Genomic DNA, 17,926 nt, shown 5'->3' with positions numbered 1-17,926 from the left:
GATGCCGACGGTGGTGATCTCCATGGGGATGGCTCCTGCATGAGCGTGGCTGCTGCTTTGACAGCAACCACATCTTGGCATCGAGATGCCGTCAGTCGGAGCGGGAGCCATCCACCCCATCTGCTTCAGGTGCTGCAGCGCCACCGTCGAGCCGTAGACGATCCCCCAGAAATTGACGTCGAACAGCCGGCGATGGTCTTCGTCCGAAACCTCCTCGAGGCGGCCGAAGATCGAGAGACCGGCATTGTTGACCCAGGTGTCGAAGCCGCCGTAGGCGCGCACGGTCTCTGCAGCCAGCGCCTCGACATCCTCGCGGCGGGACACGTCGGTCACGACGGCCCGGGCCTCGCCGCCGCGCTCCTGGATGTCGCGGACGATGTCGTCGAGGGCGGCGCCGTTCCGGGCCGCCAGCACGACGCGGGCGCCGCGGCGGGCGGCCGCCCGGGCCGTGGCGAGGCCGATCCCGCTGGAGGCGCCGGTGATGACGATCACCTGCTCGCGCAGGGGCTTGTGCCGGATCTGCATACTGCGTTTTCCTCTCTCGCGTGCTGTCTCGATGGCGGCGCTCAGCCCCGGCCTCCGCCCGGCCGGTCGCGCTCCGCGCCGAGGCTGGTCCCGCCCTGGCGCGCCTCCTCCTTCTCGGTGCCGGCCCGCTCCATCGGGCCGTCCTGCGGCCTGACCGTGCCGGTTGCGGTGTCGCGGGGGCTGTCGGCCAGGCCCGCGCGCTCCGGCTCGCCGTGCGGCATCCGCTCGGCCTGGGTGTCGTCCGGCGTGTCCGCCATGCTGCATCACTCGCGATGGGCCTGATCCCCTGAGGGCCAACCCGTCAGGCGGCCGGCGTATCCGGCGGCCCCGGCCGCGACGGCGGACGCTGCGCGGGTGGAGATGCGGGAGGGTGCGGGTCGGGCGAACGCGCCGCAGGAACACGGCCGCGGGGCCCGTGTTGTCTGCCAAATCTTTTTCACGAGGCGCCGATGTCAGGAACCGCCAAGAAGACCGACCCGAAACTCTGGGACAAGGTCAAGACGCAGGTCACGAAGTCCGAGAAGGGCGGGAAGCCCGGCCAATGGTCGGCGCGCAAGGCGCAGATCGCGACCGCCGAATACAAGAAAGAGGGCGGCGGCTACGCCGGCAAGAAGTCGGCCGACAACCATCTCCAGCAATGGACCGACGAGGAGTGGGGCACGAAGTCTGGCAAAGAGAGCGGCAAGACCGGCGAGCGCTACCTGCCCAAGAAGGCCCGCGAGAGCCTGACCGACACGGAATACGCCGCCAGCACGGCCAAGAAGCGCGCCGATACCCGGAAGGGCAAGCAGTTCTCGAAGCAGCCGAAGGCCGCCGCCGAGAAGGCCGCCGCGGCGCGCGAGGACGGCAAGTCCACCAAGGCGTCCGCAAAAGGCAAGACGTCAGGCAAGACAACCGGCAAGTCTGCCGCCAAGGCGTCCCGCAAGACGGAAACGACCAAGGCCGCGCTGATGCGCAAGGCCCGGGCGCAGAACGTGCCCGGCCGGTCGCGGATGTCGAAGGCGCAGCTGGAGCACGCGGTCCACGCCTGAGGCGCGCCGCGGCGGGCCCTCGCCCCCGACGCAAGACGTCCCGGGAATGGCTCCCGGGACGCTCCTCGGCTCAAGCGGCCAGTTTGATCGGGCTGGGGATGCTCAGGTCGAGAGGGGATGCGGCCTGTCCAGAGGCCCGCGCGCCGTCCCGGTGGTCGGGACGGCGCGCGGGTGGATCTTAGTACGAGCCGAACTTGTAGTTCAGGCCGGCGCGGATGACGGCGAACTCGTCGTCGCGGCGGCCGATGTTGTTGTACACCACCGGGAAGTTGTTGGCGGCGTTGATGACGAACGCACCCTGGTTGCGGGTGTTGCGGTCGAGGTTGACGTACAGGCCTTCGACCTTGAGCGTCACGGCGTTCGAACGGAAGAAGTTCAGGAACGAGTCGGTGGGCAGAGCGTACTCGATGCCGCCGCCGACCGCGTAGCCGGTGCGGAAGCTGTCGTTGCCGGCGAAGCCGCCGAAGGAGCGGTCGGCGCTGCCCGAGCCGTAGGCGAAGCCGCCGGTGCCGTACACGAGGACGCGGTCGAAGGCGTAGCCGAGGCGGCCGCGGACGGTGCCGAAGAAGTCGAGGCTGGAGAGGCCGCGCGGGTCGGTGACGTAGTAGCCGGGGGCCAGCGGACCGACGAGGAAGGCGTTGTTCCGGCTGCGGCCGAAGTCGAGGTACTGGGCGTCGGCCTCGACACCGACGACGATGCCGGAGCCCGGGGTGAACTGGAAGTTGTAGCCAACCTGGCCACCGCCGGTGAAGCCTTCCTGGTTGCGCTGGCTGAAGAAGGCGGTGGTGCCGTTGCCGTAGGGGGCGGGCACGCCGAAGCTGTTGGTGTTGTTGCTGCTGGCGTCGAAGGCGTAGCCGGCGTTGATACCGAAGTAGGCGCCGGTCCAGGTGAAGACCGGGACGGGGGTGAACACCGGCGGCGGGGCGGCGCGGCGCGGAAGATCGGCGGCCGAGGCGGCGCCGGTCAGGAGAGCCGTGGCGGCGCTCGCGAGCAGAAGCTTCTTGATCATCTGGTCCTCTGTCTCCCGTTAGGCGGGATGTGTGCGGGGCGGACAGAACGCCAGGACGTGCCGGGGCGATAGTGCATCGCTGCAACAGCTCGGAATCGGGTCTTTGACCCCGAAACAGCCGGGTGCGCTGGAGCACATCGCGAAATCGACTGGTCTAGCCCGAGAAGAACTTCGGTATCCGAATGTTTCCAGAAACAAAATGCCCCGTCGCGCTCGAGCGGACGGGGCTTCAGTTTGTCGGTGAACGTTCCCAGGACCAACCAGGAAGCTTCGAGGTTTAATAAATCCTACCGGTCGGCGGCCCGCAAGCCCGATCGCGATCCCGCGAGCGGTTAACATTAATTTACGGGTGGTGCCCGCGCATCCCCGGGCGCGCGGGTGCGGGCGGCGCCGCAGATCTCGCGCGATCCCGTCCCGTATCGCGGGGCTTTCGGACGCCATCGCGCCTCTGTGCGGGCACCACTCGCGCGTCCGGCCACGGATCTGCACAGATGAAACCGGCCGCCCGACTGGCCCGAGTCTTGATCGCGCATCCCCGGGTCTTGGCGCGCGGCCGCGGCCGGATCGATCTCCTCGGAACCGGCAGATCTCGCGGGGATCGGCGGCGTCGCGGCGCCGGTCTCCCGGCCTGTGGAGAAGGCGCCGCCGCGCCGGGGCGGCGCGGCGGCCGCGGCTTTTCCGGCGCGCCGCAGGCCCTATCTGCCGGCCTCGTCGTCGGTGGAGATTTCAGGAGACGCGCATGCACCTCGTCGCGCTGCCTTCGATGCCGGCCCTCCGGGCCCGGACCGGGATCGGGGATGTCGGCCCCGCGCCGGCCGGGAGGCCTCGATGACTGACACGCCGGCCCCGTATCTCGCGGTGGCGTTCCTCTCGGCGCTGTGCCTGCTCGTGGCCGGGCTGCAGGCGGAGGGGCTCCTGTGGTGATCCGCCCGGTCCGGAGCCGCGCCGCCGTCCGTCCCGGCGGCCGGCGGAGGCGGGGCGCGACGCGCCCGCCCGCGTAGTCCGCCGATGTTCGGCTTCTCCCTCAGCGCGACCGAGCCCGACAGCATCGCCCACATCATCCAGGTGGCGCTCGCGCCCGCCTTCCTGCTGTCGGCGCTGGCGACGCTGCTCAACGTGTTCTCGACCCGCCTCGGCCGGATCTCCGACAAGGTCGACAGCCTCTCGGCGGAGGCCGCCCGGGCGACGGAAGCCGAGGCCGGCCGCCTCGCCCGCCGGCTGACCTTCCTGCGGCGGCGCTCCTTCGTGCTGGACGTGGCGGTGGTCCTGGCCTCGCTGGCGGGCGGCCTGATCGGTCTGGCCGTGCTCACGCTGTTCGTCGGCGCGCTGCGCGACGCGGCGACCGCGTCCGTCCTGTTCGCCTGCTTCGGAGCGGCGCTGGTCTGCACCGTGGCGGCGATCGCGGCGTTCATGACCGAGATCCTCATGGCCGGCCGCGGCGTCCGCGACGCGGTCGACCGGCAGCAGGATCAGGTTTCGACGCCGCGGTGAGGCCCGTCCCGGATCGCCCGGACGCGCTCCGCGACCGGGGGCGGCCTCCCGGTCTTCCGGAGATCGCGGGGCGAGCCCGTGCCGCGCGCTGCGGCCGCGCCCGCCGTGCGGGCTGGGCGATCCGGAGCGAACGGGCGGTGATTTCGGTTGCGGCGTGCGCGAGCCGGGCCTTAGTCTCGCGGTGGCCCGACTCCGCCGCCGGCGACGCCCGAGTGTTCCGTCATGAGCATCGCGATCCTGATTGCCTTCGTTGCCGGCGCGCTCTGCCTCGGGATCCTGTCCGCGGTCATCCCGTTCGGGCGGCGCGAGGCCGAGGAGCTGGACGAGGCGCTCCCGTACGAGGACGAGTTCTTCGACGTGGGCGGCCCCGTGATCGATCTGGAGCCGCGCCACCTCACCTGACGGCGCGTCGGTCCGAAGCCTACCGGGCTGCCGATCCCCCGGTGCCGGGCGTCGCGGCGTCCTGCCGGGCCGACCAGACCACCCGCCCGGCGGAATCCTGCAGGGCCGCCGAGCCCGCGCGGCCGGCGCGCAGCTCCGCGAAGCGGGCCTTGGCGGCGGCGACCGCCGCCTCCACGAGGGGCCCGGGAATCTGCTCGTCGTGGATGATGATGCCGCCGGCGCTTTCCCGGTGGATCATACACTGCAGCCGGTAGGGCGCCTGGGTCTCGGGCGTGGCCATGTGGCGATCTCCCGTCCGGTCACGGGACCCGCGCGCCGCCGGAACGGGCGTGGCGCAAGGATCCCGGGCGACGGCCTCTCTCGGTACGACGCGTCGAGCGCGATCCATACCAGATCGGTCCGGCCCGCGGGCGATCCCGCGCGGTGCCTCTCGCGCTCGCCCCCAACATCCCGCGCGGACGGGCATCGCCCGGCGGTCGGACGCCGCCCTGGCTCCGTCAGGCCGCCTCGCCCACCGCGTCGTCGGCGTCCGGGATCGTCTCCGGATCGCCCACGAGCGCGTCGCGCCGGTCGGCCGGCGCGACGCGCTCGCGGTGTGGTCGGCCACCTCGCCGCGCTCAACCGCGCCTGCGGGTGTAGCGCTCGACCACGCGCTGCCGGTGCGACGGGAGCTCCGGCAGGCGGGAGGGGCCCGCCAGGGCACGGTCCCGGGCCGCGGGGGGCCGGGGCGCGGGCAGCAGCTCCGGCGGGAACCGGGGCGTCTCGACAACGACCGCCTCCAGCACGATGGGCCGCATCCGCGGCGCGGAACGCACCGGTCGGCCAGGCCGTGCCGCGAGGGTGCCGAAGGTGCCGAGGGCCCAGAGCCCGAGGCAGAACAGGCCGATCAGGATCCCGTCCCAGGACGGCTCGGTCCGGCACATCAGGATCCCGGTGCCGGTGAGGGCGGCCGCGGCCGCGAACAGGCGCGGTGTCGGATCGGCGGAACGCATGCACCACCGTCGGTGCGGAGCCCTAGGGACGCGTGAACGGGATCGCTTGAATTGTCGGCATCGCCGGATTCTCCCCAGGCTATTCCCAGGTTCTCTCCAAGTTCTCCTCAGGTTCTCCCGGTACGCACCGGCCCCGGCGGCCGGGACGGGCACCGCGGCCCGGCGGACGCGCCTCAGTCCGCCAGGCTGGACGGGGCCTGCCACGCGACGCCGGGATGCTCGCGGATGTCACCGGCCCGGGATCCGGTATCGGCGTCGCTCGTCCAGTCGCCGGGCTCGGCGACGTGGGCGATCTCGGCGTCCGGATAGGCGGCCGCCAGGAACAGGCGCGCCTCGCCCTCGGCCTCGGCCCGGACCGTCACGAGCGGCCGCTCGCCGCCCGCGTCGCGCACCTGCGCGATGAACAGCTTGGTCATGGTCTCCCTCCGGACTCGTCCGCCGGCGCGGCGGGATCAGGCCTGCAGTTCCTCGACGTGGAGGCCGCCGGCCCGCAGGTGGTTCGGGATCCGCGTGCGGTCGCGGAAGCCAGCGGCGCGCGCCATCGCGTCGAGGGCGGCCATCGGATCGAGCGCCGCGCCGCTCCAGAGAATCGCGCCCGTCGCCGCCTGCATGATCCGGAACACCTTCACGCCACGCTCCCGGTCTCGACCCTCGGACAAGCCGGGGGGACTCGCGGGTGTTCCCGACGAACCGTGGCGGGCGCGCTGCGGCCGATTCGCGCCGGCCCGGCCCCGGCGGGAACGGGCGCCGCCGGGGTGCGGTTCTCCAGCCGACGCCGGCACAAGCCGGCACGGCGACGACCCGCGTCGAGACCCCGCTCGGGATCCAAGGAGAGCCATGACCAGCCGCACCGTTCAGTCCGCCCTGCTCGCCCTCGCCCTCGTTGCCGGCAGCGCCGGGATGGCCGCCGCGCAGAGCACGCCCAACGGCAACACCTCGTCTCCCGGCGCCCCCGCGGGTGACAACAGCACCGGCAACGGCGCCACCGGCAGCGGCGCGGCCCCGAGCGGCCGGTAACCACGGGTTAACCATAAGGGTCGAAGCCCTCGATCCTCACAACCGTGCAACTCACCGTCCCGCGGCCACCCGGCCTGCGGGACGTTCTGTTTCACGGCCCCTTGCCGGCCTCTCGCCGCACTCTCGCTGACCGCGCCGGGACGGGGCAGGGCGCGGAGTCCGGTGATTGGAACGGAGTGCCACTTTTCTGGGCAGACAGAATCGCCATATTGTCGGCGTGACCGGGCCGCGCTCGGTCAGGACTAACACGGGCGATGCGACCGAAACCGATCCTGCAGCTCAGGGGCGAGAGCCCGGGTCATCGTCAGGCCGACGACTGGCGCGACGCCGTCGCGCCGTTCTGGGATTTCACGATCCGCCGGGAGGACCTGCCCGATTTCCGCGGGCAGTCCCGGGTCCGTCACCTCGGCACCGCGATCGTCTGCAGCGCCCGCGCCTCCGGGCTCCGGTTCGTGCGCGCGCGGGCCCTGACCGCCCGGATGGGCGTCGACCACATCGTCGCCCACATGCGCGTCTCCGGGCAGTCCCGGGTCACGATCGGCGGCCGGGAGCGGGACTGCGCCCCCGGCGACATCTGCCTGTTTGACCTGTCGCAGCCGCTCTCCGCCGCCTCCACGGACTACGAGGCCATCACGGTGGTGCTGCCGCGCCCGCTCTTCGGATCCCGGCAGAGCGGCCTCGACGCCCTGCACGGCTCGGTGATCCGGGGCGCGACCCCGTTCGGCCGGATGCTCAGCGACCACCTGCACTCCCTGAGCGCGCACGCGACCGGGTTCTCGGAGCCGGAGGCCGCGGCGGCGGCCGAGGCCACGGCCGCGCTGCTCGGCGCGGCGACCCTGGGCCTGCCGGAGGACGGAGGGGGCACACAGCCGCCCGAGCGGGCGCCTCTGCTTGTCGCGATCCGGCGCTTCATCGAGGCCGAACTGGCCTCCGCGGACCTGTCCGCCGAGACGATCGGGCGGCGGTTCGGCGTCTCGCGGAGCGCCCTCTACCGGCTGTTCGTCCCCCTCGGGGGGGTCTCCGGCTATGTCCGGCAGCGCCGGCTCGCCCGCGCCTACCGCGACCTCGCCACCGGCGACGGGCGCTTCGCCCGCATCTCCGAGGTGGCGTATCGCTGGCGCTTCGAGAGCCCCGCGCATTTCACCCAGGCCTTCCGCGCGGAGTTCGGCTGCGCCCCCCGGGACGTCCGCGACCGGGCCGCGGCCGAGACCGACCGGTCCCCGGCCGCGGAGCCGCCGGCCCAGGCCGAGACCTGGGCCGACTTCTACCAGTGGGTCCTCAAGCTGGCGGCCTGAGGGGTCCGGGACCGGCACCCCGGACCTTGTGCCCCCGGCCTCGGATGGATCATAAGGGCCGCGATGACCTTCGGGGTTCGGCATAGGCGCCCGGCCGGGGCGCGGGGCTGGTGGGCGCTCGCCGCCCGCGCGCTCGCGCTCGTCCTGGCGCTGACCGTCGCCGCTCCGGGCGTCGGCCTCGCGGCGGATCTCGCCTTCCACGCCGGCGGCCACCACGACCGGGGCCAGGGCCCGGCCCTCGACGCGCCGGCGGCGCCCGCGACCGTCGATCCCGGCGTCTCGGAGCACCTCCATTGCGGCTGCCATCAGGCGGCCCGCCTGGAGGCCACCGAGATCGCGCCCCCGGCTGTTCCGGGCCGGGTGCTGCCGGGCGCCCTCGCCCAGGGCCGCCCCTCCGTCAGTCCCGACCGCCTGCCGCGGCCTCCGCGCGCGTGAGCTGACGCCGCCCGCGGGCGGCGCACCGCCCGGATGCCGAACCGGCTCCGGGTTCACCCCCACGCGACACCTGAACGGGACCCTCCGGGACCGCCGCGTGCGGCACCCCGCCCTCCCGGCCGAGCAGCTTCCCCATGCGCATTATCCTGTCCGTGGCCGCCGCCGCGGCACTCCTGGCCGCCGGCTTCGCCCTCGGCGGCGCCCCCGCCGTCCCGACCCTGCCCGACCGTCTCCGGCAGACCCTCGCGTACGCCGGGCTCGCCCGAGCCCCGGCCGACGACCACGATCAGCGCTACGCGGCGGCCGCACCGGACCGGCCCAAAGCCGCGCCCGACCCGCACGCGGGCGACGATCACGCCGGCCACGACCACGACCACGCGCACGACCACGCGCACGGCAACGAGCACGGCGACGCGCACGGCGCCGACGAGCCTCACGAGGCGGGCACGATCCGGATGCGGCCCGATCAGGTCGCCGGCCAGGACATCGTCACGCGCAGAGTGGAGGGCGGCACGCTGGCGCGCCACCTCCTCGTCCCCGGCACGATCACGCCCGACACCGACCGGATCGCCCGGGTCCCGGCCCGGGTGGTCGGGACCGTGGCGGAGATGCGCAAGCGCCTCGGCGACGCCGTGCAGGCGAACGAGGTCGTCGCCATCCTCGACAGCCGCGAGGTCGCCGACGCCAAGAGCGAGTACCTCACCGCCCAGGTCCAGGCCGAGCTGCAGACGATCAACTTCGAGCGCCAGCAGAAGCTGCTCGCCTCGCGCAGCGCCTCCGAGGCCGCGTTCGAGACCGCCCGGGCCGCCTATCTGGAGAACCGGCTCCGGGTCGACCTCGCCCGCCAGAAGCTGTCGGCGCTCGGCCTCGACGCCGCCGAGGTGGCGGCCGCCCAGAAGCGCGACGAGGCCACCCCGAACCAGTCGACCCTGCGCCGCTACCCCCTGCGGTCGCCCCTCGCCGGCCGCATCGTCGAGCGCAAGGTCGATGTCGGCACGGCGGTCGGCAAGGAGGGCGATCCGGCCGACCTCTACACGGTGGCGGACCTCTCCACGGTCTGGATCGAGCTGTCGGTGCCGACCGTCGACCTCGCCCAGGTGCGGGAAGGCGCCCGCGTGACGGTCACGCCCGGCCGGACAGGCGAGACGAAGCGCCGGGCGGAGGGCCGCGTGATCTTCGTCAGCCCCTTCCTCAACCCCGACACGCGCTCGGCCCGGGTGGTGGTCGCCCTGCCGAACCCCGACTTCGCGTGGCGGCCCGGCACCTTCGTGACCGCCGAGGTCGAGATCGCGCAGGACGCGGTCCCGGTCCGGATCCCCAAGGCGGCGGTCCAGACCGTCGAGGGCCGGAGCGTCGTCTTCGCGCGCACGGCCGAGGGGTTCGAGAAGCGGCCGGTCACCCTCGGCCGCTCCGACGACGAGGCCTACGAGGTCACCGCCGGGCTCGAGCCCGGCGCCGAGATCGCGGTCGGCAACGCGTTCCTGCTGAAGGCCGAGCTCGGCAAGGCCGACGCCGGCCACGCCCACTGAGGAGACGGACGATGATCAGCCGCATCCTCGCCGTCTCGGTCCGCCAGCGCTGGCTGGTGCTGCTCCTCGTGCTGCTGGCCTCGGCCTTCGGCGCCGCCGCGCTCACGCGGCTGCCCATCGACGCCGTGCCCGACATCACCAACAACCAGGTCCAGATCAACACCCTGGCCCCGTCCCTGTCGCCGGCCGACGTCGAGCGGCAGGTCACCTACCCGGTCGAGACGGCGCTCGCCGGCATCAAGGGCCTCGAGTACACCCGCTCGCTCTCGCGCAACGGCTTCTCGCAGATCACCGCGGTCTTCGCCGAGTCCCTCGACATCTACTTCGCCCGCCAGCAGGTCGCCGAGCGCATCGCCCAGGTGCGGGAGGACCTGCCGTCGGGGGTCGAGCCGCGGATGGGCCCGATCTCCACGGGCCTCGGCGAGATCTACATGTGGTCGGTCCAGTACGCGCCGCTGCCTGAGCGCGCGGCCGTGCCGGCGGGCCGGCCGGGCTGGCAGCCGGACGGGAGCTACCGGACCCCGGAGGGGCAGGTGCTCAGGACGGAGCTGGAGCAGGTCGCCTACCTGCGCACGGTGCAGGACTGGATCGTGCGGCCGCAGATCAAGTCCGTCCCGGGCGTCGCCGGCGTCGACGGGATCGGCGGCTTCGAGAAGCAGTACCACGTCCAGCCGGACCCCACGAAGCTCACCGCCCTCGACCTGTCCTTCGCGGACGTCGCCCGCGCGCTCCAGGCCAACAACGCCAACCAGGGCGCCCGCTACCTGGAGGATAACGGCGAGAGCTACGTCGTGCGCGCCGCCGGCCGCCTGGAGAGCCCGGAGGCGATCGCCGACGTCGTCGTGGCGAGCCGCGGCGGCGTGCCGGTGCGGATCCGCGACGTCGCCACGGTGCGGATCGGGCGCGACCTGCGCACCGGCTCGGCGAGCGAGAACGGGCAGGAGACCGTCATCGGCACCGCCCTGATGCGGATCGGCGAGAACAGCCGCACGGTGGCGGCCGCCGTCGACGCCCGCATGGACCAGATCCGGCGGGCCCTGCCCCCCGGCATCGTCGTCCAGAGCGTCCTCGACCGGACGCAGCTCGTCGAGGCCACGATCCGCACGGTGGGCAGGAACCTCGCCGAGGGCGCGGCCCTCGTGATCGTCGTCCTGTTCCTGCTGCTCGGCAACATCCGGGCGGCGCTGATCGCCGCGCTGGTCATCCCGGCCGCCATGCTGATGACCGTGACCGGCATGGTCGAGGGGAGGATCTCGGCGAACCTGATGAGCCTCGGGGCGCTGGATTTCGGGCTCATCGTCGACGGGGCGGTGATCATCACCGAGAACGCGCTGCGCCACCTCGCCGAGCGGCAGCACGCCCTCGGGCGGCCACTCGTGCTGGAGGAGCGCCTCGAGACGGTGCGGGACTCGGCCGAGGAGATGATCGCGCCGTCCCTCTACGGGCAGGCGATCATCATCCTGGTCTACGTCCCGCTCCTGACCTTCACGGGGGTCGAGGGCAAGATGTTCCAGCCGATGGCGCTGACCGTCATCCTCGCCCTGGCGGCGGCCTTCGTGCTGTCGCTGACCTTCGTGCCGGCCCTGATCGCCATCGCGCTGACCGGCCGGGTCACCGAGGCCGAGAACCCCCTCGTCCGGGGCCTGAAGGCGCTCTACCGGCCCGTCCTCGCGGCGGCGATCCGGGCGCCCGCCCCGTTCGTCGGGGCGGCGCTGCTCCTCCTCGCGGGCGCAGGGCTGCTCGCCACCCGGCTTGGGACCGAGTTCATCCCGCAGCTCGACGAGAAGAGCATCGCCCTCAACGCCACGCGGATCCCGTCCACCTCCCTCACCCAGTCGCAGGCGATGCAGCTCAAGGTGGAGCGGGCGATCGCCAAGTTCCCGCAGGTCGCCTACGTGTTCTCGAAGACCGGCACCGCCGAGGTCGCCACCGACCCGATGCCGCCGAACTCCTCCGACACCTTCGTGATGCTCAAGCCGCAGGCGGACTGGCCCGACCCGGGCCTGTCGAAGGCCGAGCTGCAGGAGCGGATCGAGGCGTCCTTGGGCGAGCTCGCCGGCAACGTCTACGAGTTTTCCCAGCCGATCCAGCTGCGCTTCAACGAGCTGCTCGCCGGGACGCGGGGCGACCTCGCCGTGAAGGTGTTCGGCGACGCCTTCGAGCCGATGCTGGAGACCGCCAACAGGATCGCCGCGATCCTGCGCGGGATCCCGGGCGCCGACGACGTGAAGGTCGAGCAGATCACCGGCCTGCCGGTCTTCGAGATCAAGATCGACCGGACCGAGGCGGCCCGGCTCGGCCTCAGCACCGGGGCGATCCAGGACGTGATCGGCGCCGCCATGGGCGGCCGGGACGCCGGGGTCGTGTTCGAGGGCGACCGGCGCGTGCCGATCGTCGTGCGCCTGACCGATCAGGTCCGCGAGGACCGGGAGGCCCTGGAGAACCTGCCGGTCCCCCTGCCCCCGGGCGCGAACGGCAAGGCCGCCTCCGTGCTCCTGCGGCAGGTGGCGCAGTTCTCGGTGAGCGAGGGGCCGAACCAGATCAGCCGCGAGAACGGCCGGCGCCGGGTCGTGGTCACCGCCAATGTCCGCGGGCGCGACATCGGCTCGCTGGTGGCGGAGGCGCAGGCGAAGGTCGCCGCGCAGGTGACCCTGCCGGCGGGCTCGTACGTCACCTGGGGCGGCCAGTTCGAGAACCTCGCCTCGGCTCAGGCGCGGCTCACCGTGGTGGTGCCGGTGTGCTTCTTCCTGATCTTCCTGCTGCTCACCTCGGCGCTCGGCAGCGCGCGGGACGCGCTCCTGGTGTTCAGCGCGGTGCCGCTGGCGCTCACCGGCGGCATCGCGGCCCTGTGGCTGCGGGGGATGCCGCTGTCGGTGCCGGCCGCGGTCGGGTTCATCGCGCTCTCGGGGGTGGCGGTGCTCAACGGCCTCGTGATGCTGACCTTCATCAAGCAGCTCGTCGCCGCGGGCCGGCCGCTGCGGGCGGCGATCCGCGAGGGCGCCCTCACCCGGCTGCGGCCGGTGGCGATGACCGCGCTGGTCGCCTCCCTGGGTTTCGTGCCGATGGCGCTCGCCACCGGCACCGGGGCCGAGGTACAGCGGCCGCTGGCGACCGTGGTGATCGGCGGCCTGATCAGCGCGACCCTGCTGACCCTAGTGGTGCTGCCGGCGCTCTACGCGCGGTTCGGGCGCGCCGGTCCGGCCGAGCGCGCCGCGCCCACGGCGGAGCCGGTGGCGGATCGCGCCGCCTGACGGCTCCCCCGCCTCGGCCGCGGCGGCCCTGAGGCGGAAGGTCAGGCGGGGAGGATGTGCAGCATCCCGCCGACCATCCCGAGGGCCCCGATGCCGATCAGCCCCACGGTGATGTAGAGCCGCATCCGGCTCGCGTCGGCGGCCGACGGCGGCTGGGGGTCTTCGGGCAGGTCGAACCAATCCATCGGGTGGGCGCAGCCGGTCGGGTGGGCGGGAGGCGCCGCCCTAGGCCTGCCCGATGACGACGGGATGACGGCGGTATGCCGGCCGCGCAGGCCGCTACGGCTTCACCAGCAGCACGTTCACCGCCTTGGCGAGCACGTGGACGGTGTCGCCTTCCTCGAGGCCCAGCTCCTCCAGCGAGTCGACCGTCATGACCGAGGCCATGCGGTAGGCGGTGCCGACCAGTTCCACCTCGACCTGGGCCATCACGTCCCCGCGCTTGATCGCCGTCACCGTGGCGGGGATGTCGTTGCGCGCGCCGTGTTTCATGGGAGCTTCCGGGTTGCGCAGCCGGTTCGGCCGCCATCGAGGCCTATCGCGGCCGGGGCCCCGGCATCAATCACGACGCCGGGACCGCGATCGGGAAGCCTCCGGGAAACCGCCGCGGAGCGGCCCGGGGCAGGACCGGATCAGCGACGGCCGGAGGCTCCGGCCGAGCCGCCATCGCTGCCGCCGGGCTGGAATCCGGCCGCGTTCGGCGGCCCCTTCATCCGGCCGTCCTGCTTCGGCATCTCCGAGCCCGGAGATCCGGTCGTCGTGCCCGTCGTCTCGCCTTTGCCCGTCGCGCCCTGGCCCGTGTAGCCGGCCGCGTTGGGCGAACCCTGCATGCGGGTCCCGGTATTCTCCGCGGCCGTGGCGGCCGCGCCTGTCGCCAGGAGGCCGGCGACGGTCAGGCTGATCAGCGTCTTCATGTGCGAATCCTCAAGCGCTTCCCCAGGCCGCCTCTCCGGACGTACCGGGGCAACGCGGCCGGACGGATCCCGTTCACGCCGCCGCGACCGGACCGGCGCGGGCGCCGGGGTTGCGGGACAATACTTGCTGCGATGCGATATTTCTGCATCGAAGACGGGGCGCGAGCCCGTTCCGCGAGGCAATGTATTGATTTATGTACGGAGTTGAGCCGCTGGGCACAATTGCAATCCGCGGCAGAATCTGTTTGAATATTCGGACGCGTTGCATTCCATCGTGGTGACTGAATTCGCTTGCGGCCTATCGGGCTCCGCGAGGAGGTCGAACATGTACGCTTTGGCCAAGACCAGAGAGAGAACCGATTGGGAGCTGGTCGTCGTCTTCGGCAGCTGGATCGTCTTCGAGATCGCGATCCTGATGCTGTGCTTGGTGTCGATGTAGGCTTTCTTCGGGACTACGCCCGATCCGCCGCGCCCCGGGCAGTGCCGGATCCCCGGCCGGGTGGCCGATGCTTGGAGATGCGCGGAGACGCTTGAGAAACCCGCGCGTGCCGGGGCATGCTCTGCCGATCGCAGGAGTCGCCGACAGGGTCGGCGCGACGGCAGGGGACGGGTGCATGGCGAAGGCGGTGCGGGCGGGCGGTGATCGCGAGGCGCGTCAGAGACCCCCGGCCGAGGACGTCCACGCCGCGGAACTCGCGCGCCTGCGCGCCGAGGATCCGGCGCCGCGGCCGCCGGGCTGGCAGCTCTCGCTCCAGGCCGTCCGACGCTTCATCTGCGGCGACGGCGCGACGCCCGCCAAGGTGGTCTGCGCCCCAGCGCTCGTGGAGCGGGCCATGGTCACCCTGGCGACCTCCCGCGCCCTGCTGCTGATCGGCGAGCCCGGGACCGCCAAGAGCCTGCTCTCGGAACTCCTCGCCGCCGCGATCAGCGGGCGCTCGACCCTGACGATCCAGGGCGGCGCGTCGCTGACCGAGGACCAGATCCGCTACGGCTGGAACTACGCGCTGCTCGTCGCCGAGGGGCCGAGCCCGCGCGCCCTGGTGCCGGGCGCCCTCCATACCGGCCTCAGCGAGGGGCGGATCGTCCGCTTCGAGGAGCTGACCCGCTGCCCGCTGGAGGTGCAGGACAGCCTGCTCTCGGTCCTGTCCGACCGGGTGCTCGCGGTGCCCGAACTCACCGGCGCGGACGGGATGGTCTACGCCCGGGAGGGGTTCAACCTGATCGCCACGGCCAATACCCGCGACCGGGGTGTCAACGAGATGTCGGCGGCCCTCAAGCGCCGGTTCGGCTTCGAGACTGTCTTCCCGATCGCCGATCTCGACGCCGAGCTCGCCCTGGTGCAGCGCGAGGCCACCGCCCTGCTGGCCCGCTCCGGCGTGCCCCGCGCCCCGGATCCGGAGGTGCTCGAACTCCTCGTGACCTGCTTCCGGGAGCTGCGCGAAGCCGTGGACACCGAGGGCACCGGCATGGAGCGGCTCTCGTCCGTGATGAGCACCGCGGAGGCGGTCAGCGTCGCCCACGCCATCGGCGTGAAGGGCCATTTCCTGCGCGGCGATGCCGGCCGGCCGGAGGACATCGTCGCCTGCCTCGCCGGCACCGCCGCCAAGGACGACGCCGAGGACCTCGCCCGCCTGCGCCGCTACCTCGACCAGCGCGTCAGCCGCCGCTCCGGCGCGGCGTGGCGGGAGTTCTACGCGGCGCGGCACCTCCTCACCCCGCAATGAACCCCGCAACGAGTGGTCCCGCGCCGGATCCCGGCCGCCTGACCGTCATCGGCGTGCGCCACCATTCCCCGGCCTGCGCCGGGCTCGTCCGGCGCACGATCGCGGCGCTGCGGCCGGCCTGCGTGCTGATCGAGGGGCCGGTCGACTTCAACCCGCACCTGCCCGACCTCGCCCTCGGCCACGACCTGCCGGTGGCGATCTTCTCGTTCCGGGCCGACGCGGCAGGCAGCGCCGCCTCCTACACGCCGTTCTGCGCCTTCTCGCCGGAATGGCAGGCCCTGGAGGCGGGCCGGGCGGTGGGTGCCGAGACGCTGTTCTGCGACCTGCCGGCCTGGGACCCGGCCTTCGGGCGCCGCGCCAACCGCTACGCCGACCCGCACGGGGCCCGCGCCGAGGCGGCCGAGCGGGCGCTGGCCGCCGCCCTCGGCGTCGCCGACCAGGACGCCCTCTGGGACGTCCTCGCCGAGGCGGCGCCCGAGGCGGAGCTGCCGGCCCGGCTCGACCGCTACTTCGCCCTGCTGCGCCCGCCCGGCACGGACGATCCCGCCGAGGAGGCCCGCGAGCGCTTCATGGGCGCCTACGCGGCCCACGCCCTGCGGGCGGCCGGCGGCCGGCCGGTCGTCCTCGTCTGCGGCGGCTGGCACGCGGACGCCGTCCGGCGCCACGCCGCGCGCGCGGACGGGACCCGGCCCGAGCCGGCGCCGCCGGAGCCGGACCTGCGCACCGGCAGCTACGTGGTGCCCTACGCCTATCCCCGGCTCGACCGGTTCTCGGGCTACGCGGCCGGCATGCCGGCACCGGGCTACTACGAGCGCGTGGCCGAAGCGGGCCTCGCCCCCGCGGCCGACTGGGCGATGACGGCGATCACCGCGGCCCTGCGCGAGGCCGGGCAGGTCGTCTCCACCGCCGACCGCGTCGCCTGGCGGGTCCACGCCGAGGCCCTCGCCCGGCTGCGCGCCCATCCCGCGATCCTGCGCGCCGACCTGATCGACGCGGCCCTCGCGGCCCTGGTGAAGGATGCCCTCGACCGCCCGCCCGCCTGGGCGGCCGGCCGCGCCGCGCCCGGCCACCCAGCGCTCGCCGCGATGCTGCGGGCGCTCACCGGCCCGCGCGAGGGACGCCTCGCCCCCGGCACCCGGCAGCCGCCCCTCGTGGCCGACGTCGCCGAGCGCCTGCGCGCCGCCGACCTGGAGCCGGGGCCGGCCCGCCGCAGCGTCGACCTCGACTGGGCCGAGCCCGGTGACCGGGCGCGGGCGCACCTGCTCCACCGGCTGGTCCTGCTCGGATTGCCGGGGATCGCCCGCGAGGGCCCGGACCGCGCCGGGCCCGGCCTGCCGCGGGAGCGCTTCACGCTCGCGCGCCACCCGCACTGGCTCGGCGCCCTGATCGAGGCCTCGCTCTGGGGCGGGACCCTGGAGATGGCCGCCTCCGCCCGGATCACCGCCCGGGTCGAGGCGGCGCCCGATTCCCTCGAAATCCTCGCCGGGGCCCTGTCCGACGCGCTGTTCGCCGGCCTCACCCTGGAGGGCGAACTGCTCGCCCGCCTGAGCGCGGGCATCGCGGCGGCGCACGACGCCGCCGCCCTGGGCGCCGCCGGGGCCGGGATCGTGCGGCTGTACCGGTTCGGCGACGCCTTCGCGCCGGCGCGGCCGGCCCTGGCCCGCCTCTGCGCCGTCCTGGCGGCCCGGGCGCTCTTCGTCGTCGAGGCCGTCCGGGACCCGCGCGCCGGGCTCGGCGCCATCCCGCTGGTCCTCGCCTGCCGCGACCTGTTCCGCGAGGTCGGCGCGGAGATTCCGGGCCTCGACGACCTGCGCGCACCGTTCTCCGCCATGCTCGGCCGCCGCCTCGCCGATCCGGAGACGCCGCCGGCCCTCGCGGGGGCGGCGCTCGGCTTCCGGGTCGCCTGCGGCGCGGCCGGATCGGACCCGGAGGCCGCCCTGGCCTGGCTGCGCCGCTTCGGCCTGCCCGCGACGCTCGGCGACTTCCTCGCCGGCCTGTTCGCCCTCGCCCGCGAGGAGATCGCCGCCGACGCGACCCTCGCCTCCGTCGAGGGGCTGGTGGCCGCCTGGGGCGACGACGACTTCCTGCGCGCGCTGCCGTCCCTGCGGATGGCCTTCGCGTGGTTCCCGCCCCGGGAGCGCGAGCGCATCGCCGTCGCGATCCTGCGCCGGAGCGGCCTCGGCGAGGCCCGGGCCGAGGTCGAGGCCCTGGCCTGGATGCGCCAGCGCGCCCGCCCGGCCGATCAGGCCGAGGCCCTGGCCCGCGAGGCGCGGGTCGCCGCGCGGCTCGCCCGCCACGGGTTGACCTGAGC

The 17,926-nt window shown here is 73.7% G+C and carries 20 protein-coding genes; 10 read left to right on the top strand and 10 right to left on the bottom strand.

Annotated elements, in window-relative coordinates; translation table 11 throughout:
* A partial coding sequence (locus ACLBX8_RS29180; RefSeq protein ID WP_447716225.1) for an SDR family NAD(P)-dependent oxidoreductase occupies positions 1-525 on the bottom strand: 525 nt, incomplete at its 3' end.
* 41 nt (positions 526-566) lie between these two features.
* Positions 567-782, bottom strand: coding sequence for a hypothetical protein (locus ACLBX8_RS29175; protein ID WP_020095116.1), 216 nt, complete (start codon positions 780-782; stop codon positions 567-569).
* Positions 783-974: 192 nt separating this feature from the next.
* Between ACLBX8_RS29175 and ACLBX8_RS29170 the strand changes: the two genes are divergently transcribed.
* Positions 975-1,556 carry a hypothetical protein gene (locus ACLBX8_RS29170; protein WP_447681895.1) on the top strand — a complete coding sequence of 194 codons (582 nt, stop codon included), beginning with the start codon at positions 975-977 and terminating at the stop codon, positions 1,554-1,556.
* Between the two features lie 178 nt (positions 1,557-1,734).
* Here the strand turns inward: ACLBX8_RS29170 and ACLBX8_RS29165 are convergent, their stop codons facing one another.
* Positions 1,735-2,565 carry an outer membrane protein gene (locus tag ACLBX8_RS29165; RefSeq protein WP_331326820.1) on the bottom strand — a complete coding sequence of 277 codons (831 nt, stop codon included), beginning with the start codon at positions 2,563-2,565 and terminating at the stop codon, positions 1,735-1,737.
* Positions 2,566-3,573: 1,008 nt separating this feature from the next.
* On the opposite strand from ACLBX8_RS29165, the gene ACLBX8_RS29160 reads away from it, so the two are divergent.
* Complete coding sequence (locus ACLBX8_RS29160; RefSeq protein ID WP_020095112.1) at positions 3,574-4,056, top strand: DUF2721 domain-containing protein; 483 nt, start codon at positions 3,574-3,576, stop codon at positions 4,054-4,056.
* A 222-nt stretch (positions 4,057-4,278) separates the two neighbouring features.
* Positions 4,279-4,458 carry a hypothetical protein gene (locus ACLBX8_RS29155; RefSeq protein ID WP_020095111.1) on the top strand — a complete coding sequence of 60 codons (180 nt, stop codon included), beginning with the start codon at positions 4,279-4,281 and terminating at the stop codon, positions 4,456-4,458.
* 19 nt (positions 4,459-4,477) lie between these two features.
* On the opposite strand, the gene ACLBX8_RS29150 is transcribed toward ACLBX8_RS29155, so the two are convergent.
* From ACLBX8_RS29150 to ACLBX8_RS29135, 4 genes are all read right to left on the bottom strand, one after another.
* Positions 4,478-4,738: a hypothetical protein gene (locus tag ACLBX8_RS29150; protein ID WP_447681896.1), complete on the bottom strand. Its 261-nt coding sequence runs from the start codon at positions 4,736-4,738 to the stop codon at positions 4,478-4,480.
* A gap of 337 nt (positions 4,739-5,075) precedes the next feature.
* Positions 5,076-5,450: a hypothetical protein gene (locus ACLBX8_RS29145; protein WP_042671492.1), complete on the bottom strand. Its 375-nt coding sequence runs from the start codon at positions 5,448-5,450 to the stop codon at positions 5,076-5,078.
* A gap of 173 nt (positions 5,451-5,623) precedes the next feature.
* Entirely contained in the window at positions 5,624-5,866 is a 243-nt protein-coding gene (locus tag ACLBX8_RS29140; RefSeq protein ID WP_056530693.1) for a hypothetical protein, read from the bottom strand.
* Between the two features lie 36 nt (positions 5,867-5,902).
* Positions 5,903-6,079, bottom strand: coding sequence for a hypothetical protein (locus ACLBX8_RS29135; RefSeq protein ID WP_020095107.1), 177 nt, complete (start codon positions 6,077-6,079; stop codon positions 5,903-5,905).
* A 208-nt stretch (positions 6,080-6,287) separates the two neighbouring features.
* Between ACLBX8_RS29135 and ACLBX8_RS29130 the strand changes: the two genes are divergently transcribed.
* From ACLBX8_RS29130 to ACLBX8_RS29110, 5 genes are all read left to right on the top strand, one after another.
* Entirely contained in the window at positions 6,288-6,467 is a 180-nt protein-coding gene (locus tag ACLBX8_RS29130; RefSeq protein ID WP_020095106.1) for a hypothetical protein, read from the top strand.
* Between the two features lie 254 nt (positions 6,468-6,721).
* Positions 6,722-7,762 (top strand): AraC-like ligand-binding domain-containing protein, encoded by a 1,041-nt coding sequence (locus tag ACLBX8_RS29125; protein WP_447716224.1) that lies wholly within the window; start codon positions 6,722-6,724, stop codon positions 7,760-7,762.
* Between the two features lie 63 nt (positions 7,763-7,825).
* A complete protein-coding gene (locus tag ACLBX8_RS29120; protein ID WP_447716223.1) occupies positions 7,826-8,197 on the top strand; it encodes a hypothetical protein in 372 nt (123 codons plus the stop codon).
* 134 nt (positions 8,198-8,331) lie between these two features.
* Positions 8,332-9,726 (top strand): efflux RND transporter periplasmic adaptor subunit, encoded by a 1,395-nt coding sequence (locus ACLBX8_RS29115; protein WP_447716222.1) that lies wholly within the window; start codon positions 8,332-8,334, stop codon positions 9,724-9,726.
* 11 nt (positions 9,727-9,737) lie between these two features.
* Positions 9,738-12,977 (top strand): efflux RND transporter permease subunit, encoded by a 3,240-nt coding sequence (locus ACLBX8_RS29110; protein WP_447716221.1) that lies wholly within the window; start codon positions 9,738-9,740, stop codon positions 12,975-12,977.
* A gap of 41 nt (positions 12,978-13,018) precedes the next feature.
* Here the strand turns inward: ACLBX8_RS29110 and ACLBX8_RS29105 are convergent, their stop codons facing one another.
* The 3 genes from ACLBX8_RS29105 to ACLBX8_RS29095 all read right to left on the bottom strand — a co-directional run bounded on the left by ACLBX8_RS29105 (position 13,019) and on the right by ACLBX8_RS29095 (position 13,891).
* Positions 13,019-13,162, bottom strand: coding sequence for a hypothetical protein (locus tag ACLBX8_RS29105; protein WP_447681900.1), 144 nt, complete (start codon positions 13,160-13,162; stop codon positions 13,019-13,021).
* Between the two features lie 94 nt (positions 13,163-13,256).
* Positions 13,257-13,469, bottom strand: coding sequence for a TOBE domain-containing protein (locus ACLBX8_RS29100; protein ID WP_427508399.1), 213 nt, complete (start codon positions 13,467-13,469; stop codon positions 13,257-13,259).
* A gap of 140 nt (positions 13,470-13,609) precedes the next feature.
* On the bottom strand, positions 13,610-13,891 hold the full coding sequence (locus ACLBX8_RS29095) for a hypothetical protein (RefSeq protein WP_020095099.1): 282 nt from the start codon (positions 13,889-13,891) through the stop codon (positions 13,610-13,612).
* 614 nt (positions 13,892-14,505) lie between these two features.
* On the opposite strand from ACLBX8_RS29095, the gene ACLBX8_RS29090 reads away from it, so the two are divergent.
* Together ACLBX8_RS29090 and ACLBX8_RS29085 are read left to right on the top strand one after the other, a co-directional pair.
* Positions 14,506-15,615 (top strand): ATP-binding protein, encoded by a 1,110-nt coding sequence (locus tag ACLBX8_RS29090; protein WP_020095097.1) that lies wholly within the window; start codon positions 14,506-14,508, stop codon positions 15,613-15,615.
* A 53-nt stretch (positions 15,616-15,668) separates the two neighbouring features.
* The gene (locus ACLBX8_RS29085) at positions 15,669-17,924 is read left to right on the top strand and encodes a DUF5682 family protein (protein WP_447716220.1); all 2,256 of its coding nucleotides are present in this window, start codon (positions 15,669-15,671) and stop codon (positions 17,922-17,924) included.
* Positions 17,925-17,926 lie beyond the last annotated feature (2 nt).

The sequence above is a fragment of the Methylobacterium sp. D48H genome, from assembly GCF_053345715.1.
Note: the sequence above shows the minus strand (reverse complement) of the source record. Positions and strands in the feature narration are given on the sequence as shown.

Coding starts and splice junctions, on each gene's coding strand:
- ACLBX8_RS29130 (WP_020095106.1), top strand. CDS start 6,288: ATGACCAGCCGCACCGTTCAGTCCGCCCTGCTCGCCCTCGCCCTCGTT.
- ACLBX8_RS29125 (WP_447716224.1), top strand. CDS start 6,722: ATGCGACCGAAACCGATCCTGCAGCTCAGGGGCGAGAGCCCGGGTCAT.
- ACLBX8_RS29165 (WP_331326820.1), bottom strand. CDS start 2,565: ATGATCAAGAAGCTTCTGCTCGCGAGCGCCGCCACGGCTCTCCTGACC.
- ACLBX8_RS29100 (WP_427508399.1), bottom strand. CDS start 13,469: ATGAAACACGGCGCGCGCAACGACATCCCCGCCACGGTGACGGCGATC.
- ACLBX8_RS29115 (WP_447716222.1), top strand. CDS start 8,332: ATGCGCATTATCCTGTCCGTGGCCGCCGCCGCGGCACTCCTGGCCGCC.
- ACLBX8_RS29120 (WP_447716223.1), top strand. CDS start 7,826: ATGACCTTCGGGGTTCGGCATAGGCGCCCGGCCGGGGCGCGGGGCTGG.
- ACLBX8_RS29090 (WP_020095097.1), top strand. CDS start 14,506: ATGGCGAAGGCGGTGCGGGCGGGCGGTGATCGCGAGGCGCGTCAGAGA.
- ACLBX8_RS29095 (WP_020095099.1), bottom strand. CDS start 13,891: ATGAAGACGCTGATCAGCCTGACCGTCGCCGGCCTCCTGGCGACAGGC.
- ACLBX8_RS29175 (WP_020095116.1), bottom strand. CDS start 782: ATGGCGGACACGCCGGACGACACCCAGGCCGAGCGGATGCCGCACGGC.
- ACLBX8_RS29155 (WP_020095111.1), top strand. CDS start 4,279: ATGAGCATCGCGATCCTGATTGCCTTCGTTGCCGGCGCGCTCTGCCTC.
- ACLBX8_RS29150 (WP_447681896.1), bottom strand. CDS start 4,738: ATGGCCACGCCCGAGACCCAGGCGCCCTACCGGCTGCAGTGTATGATC.
- ACLBX8_RS29145 (WP_042671492.1), bottom strand. CDS start 5,450: ATGCGTTCCGCCGATCCGACACCGCGCCTGTTCGCGGCCGCGGCCGCC.
- ACLBX8_RS29170 (WP_447681895.1), top strand. CDS start 975: ATGTCAGGAACCGCCAAGAAGACCGACCCGAAACTCTGGGACAAGGTC.
- ACLBX8_RS29110 (WP_447716221.1), top strand. CDS start 9,738: ATGATCAGCCGCATCCTCGCCGTCTCGGTCCGCCAGCGCTGGCTGGTG.
- ACLBX8_RS29140 (WP_056530693.1), bottom strand. CDS start 5,866: ATGACCAAGCTGTTCATCGCGCAGGTGCGCGACGCGGGCGGCGAGCGG.
- ACLBX8_RS29160 (WP_020095112.1), top strand. CDS start 3,574: ATGTTCGGCTTCTCCCTCAGCGCGACCGAGCCCGACAGCATCGCCCAC.
- ACLBX8_RS29105 (WP_447681900.1), bottom strand. CDS start 13,162: ATGGATTGGTTCGACCTGCCCGAAGACCCCCAGCCGCCGTCGGCCGCC.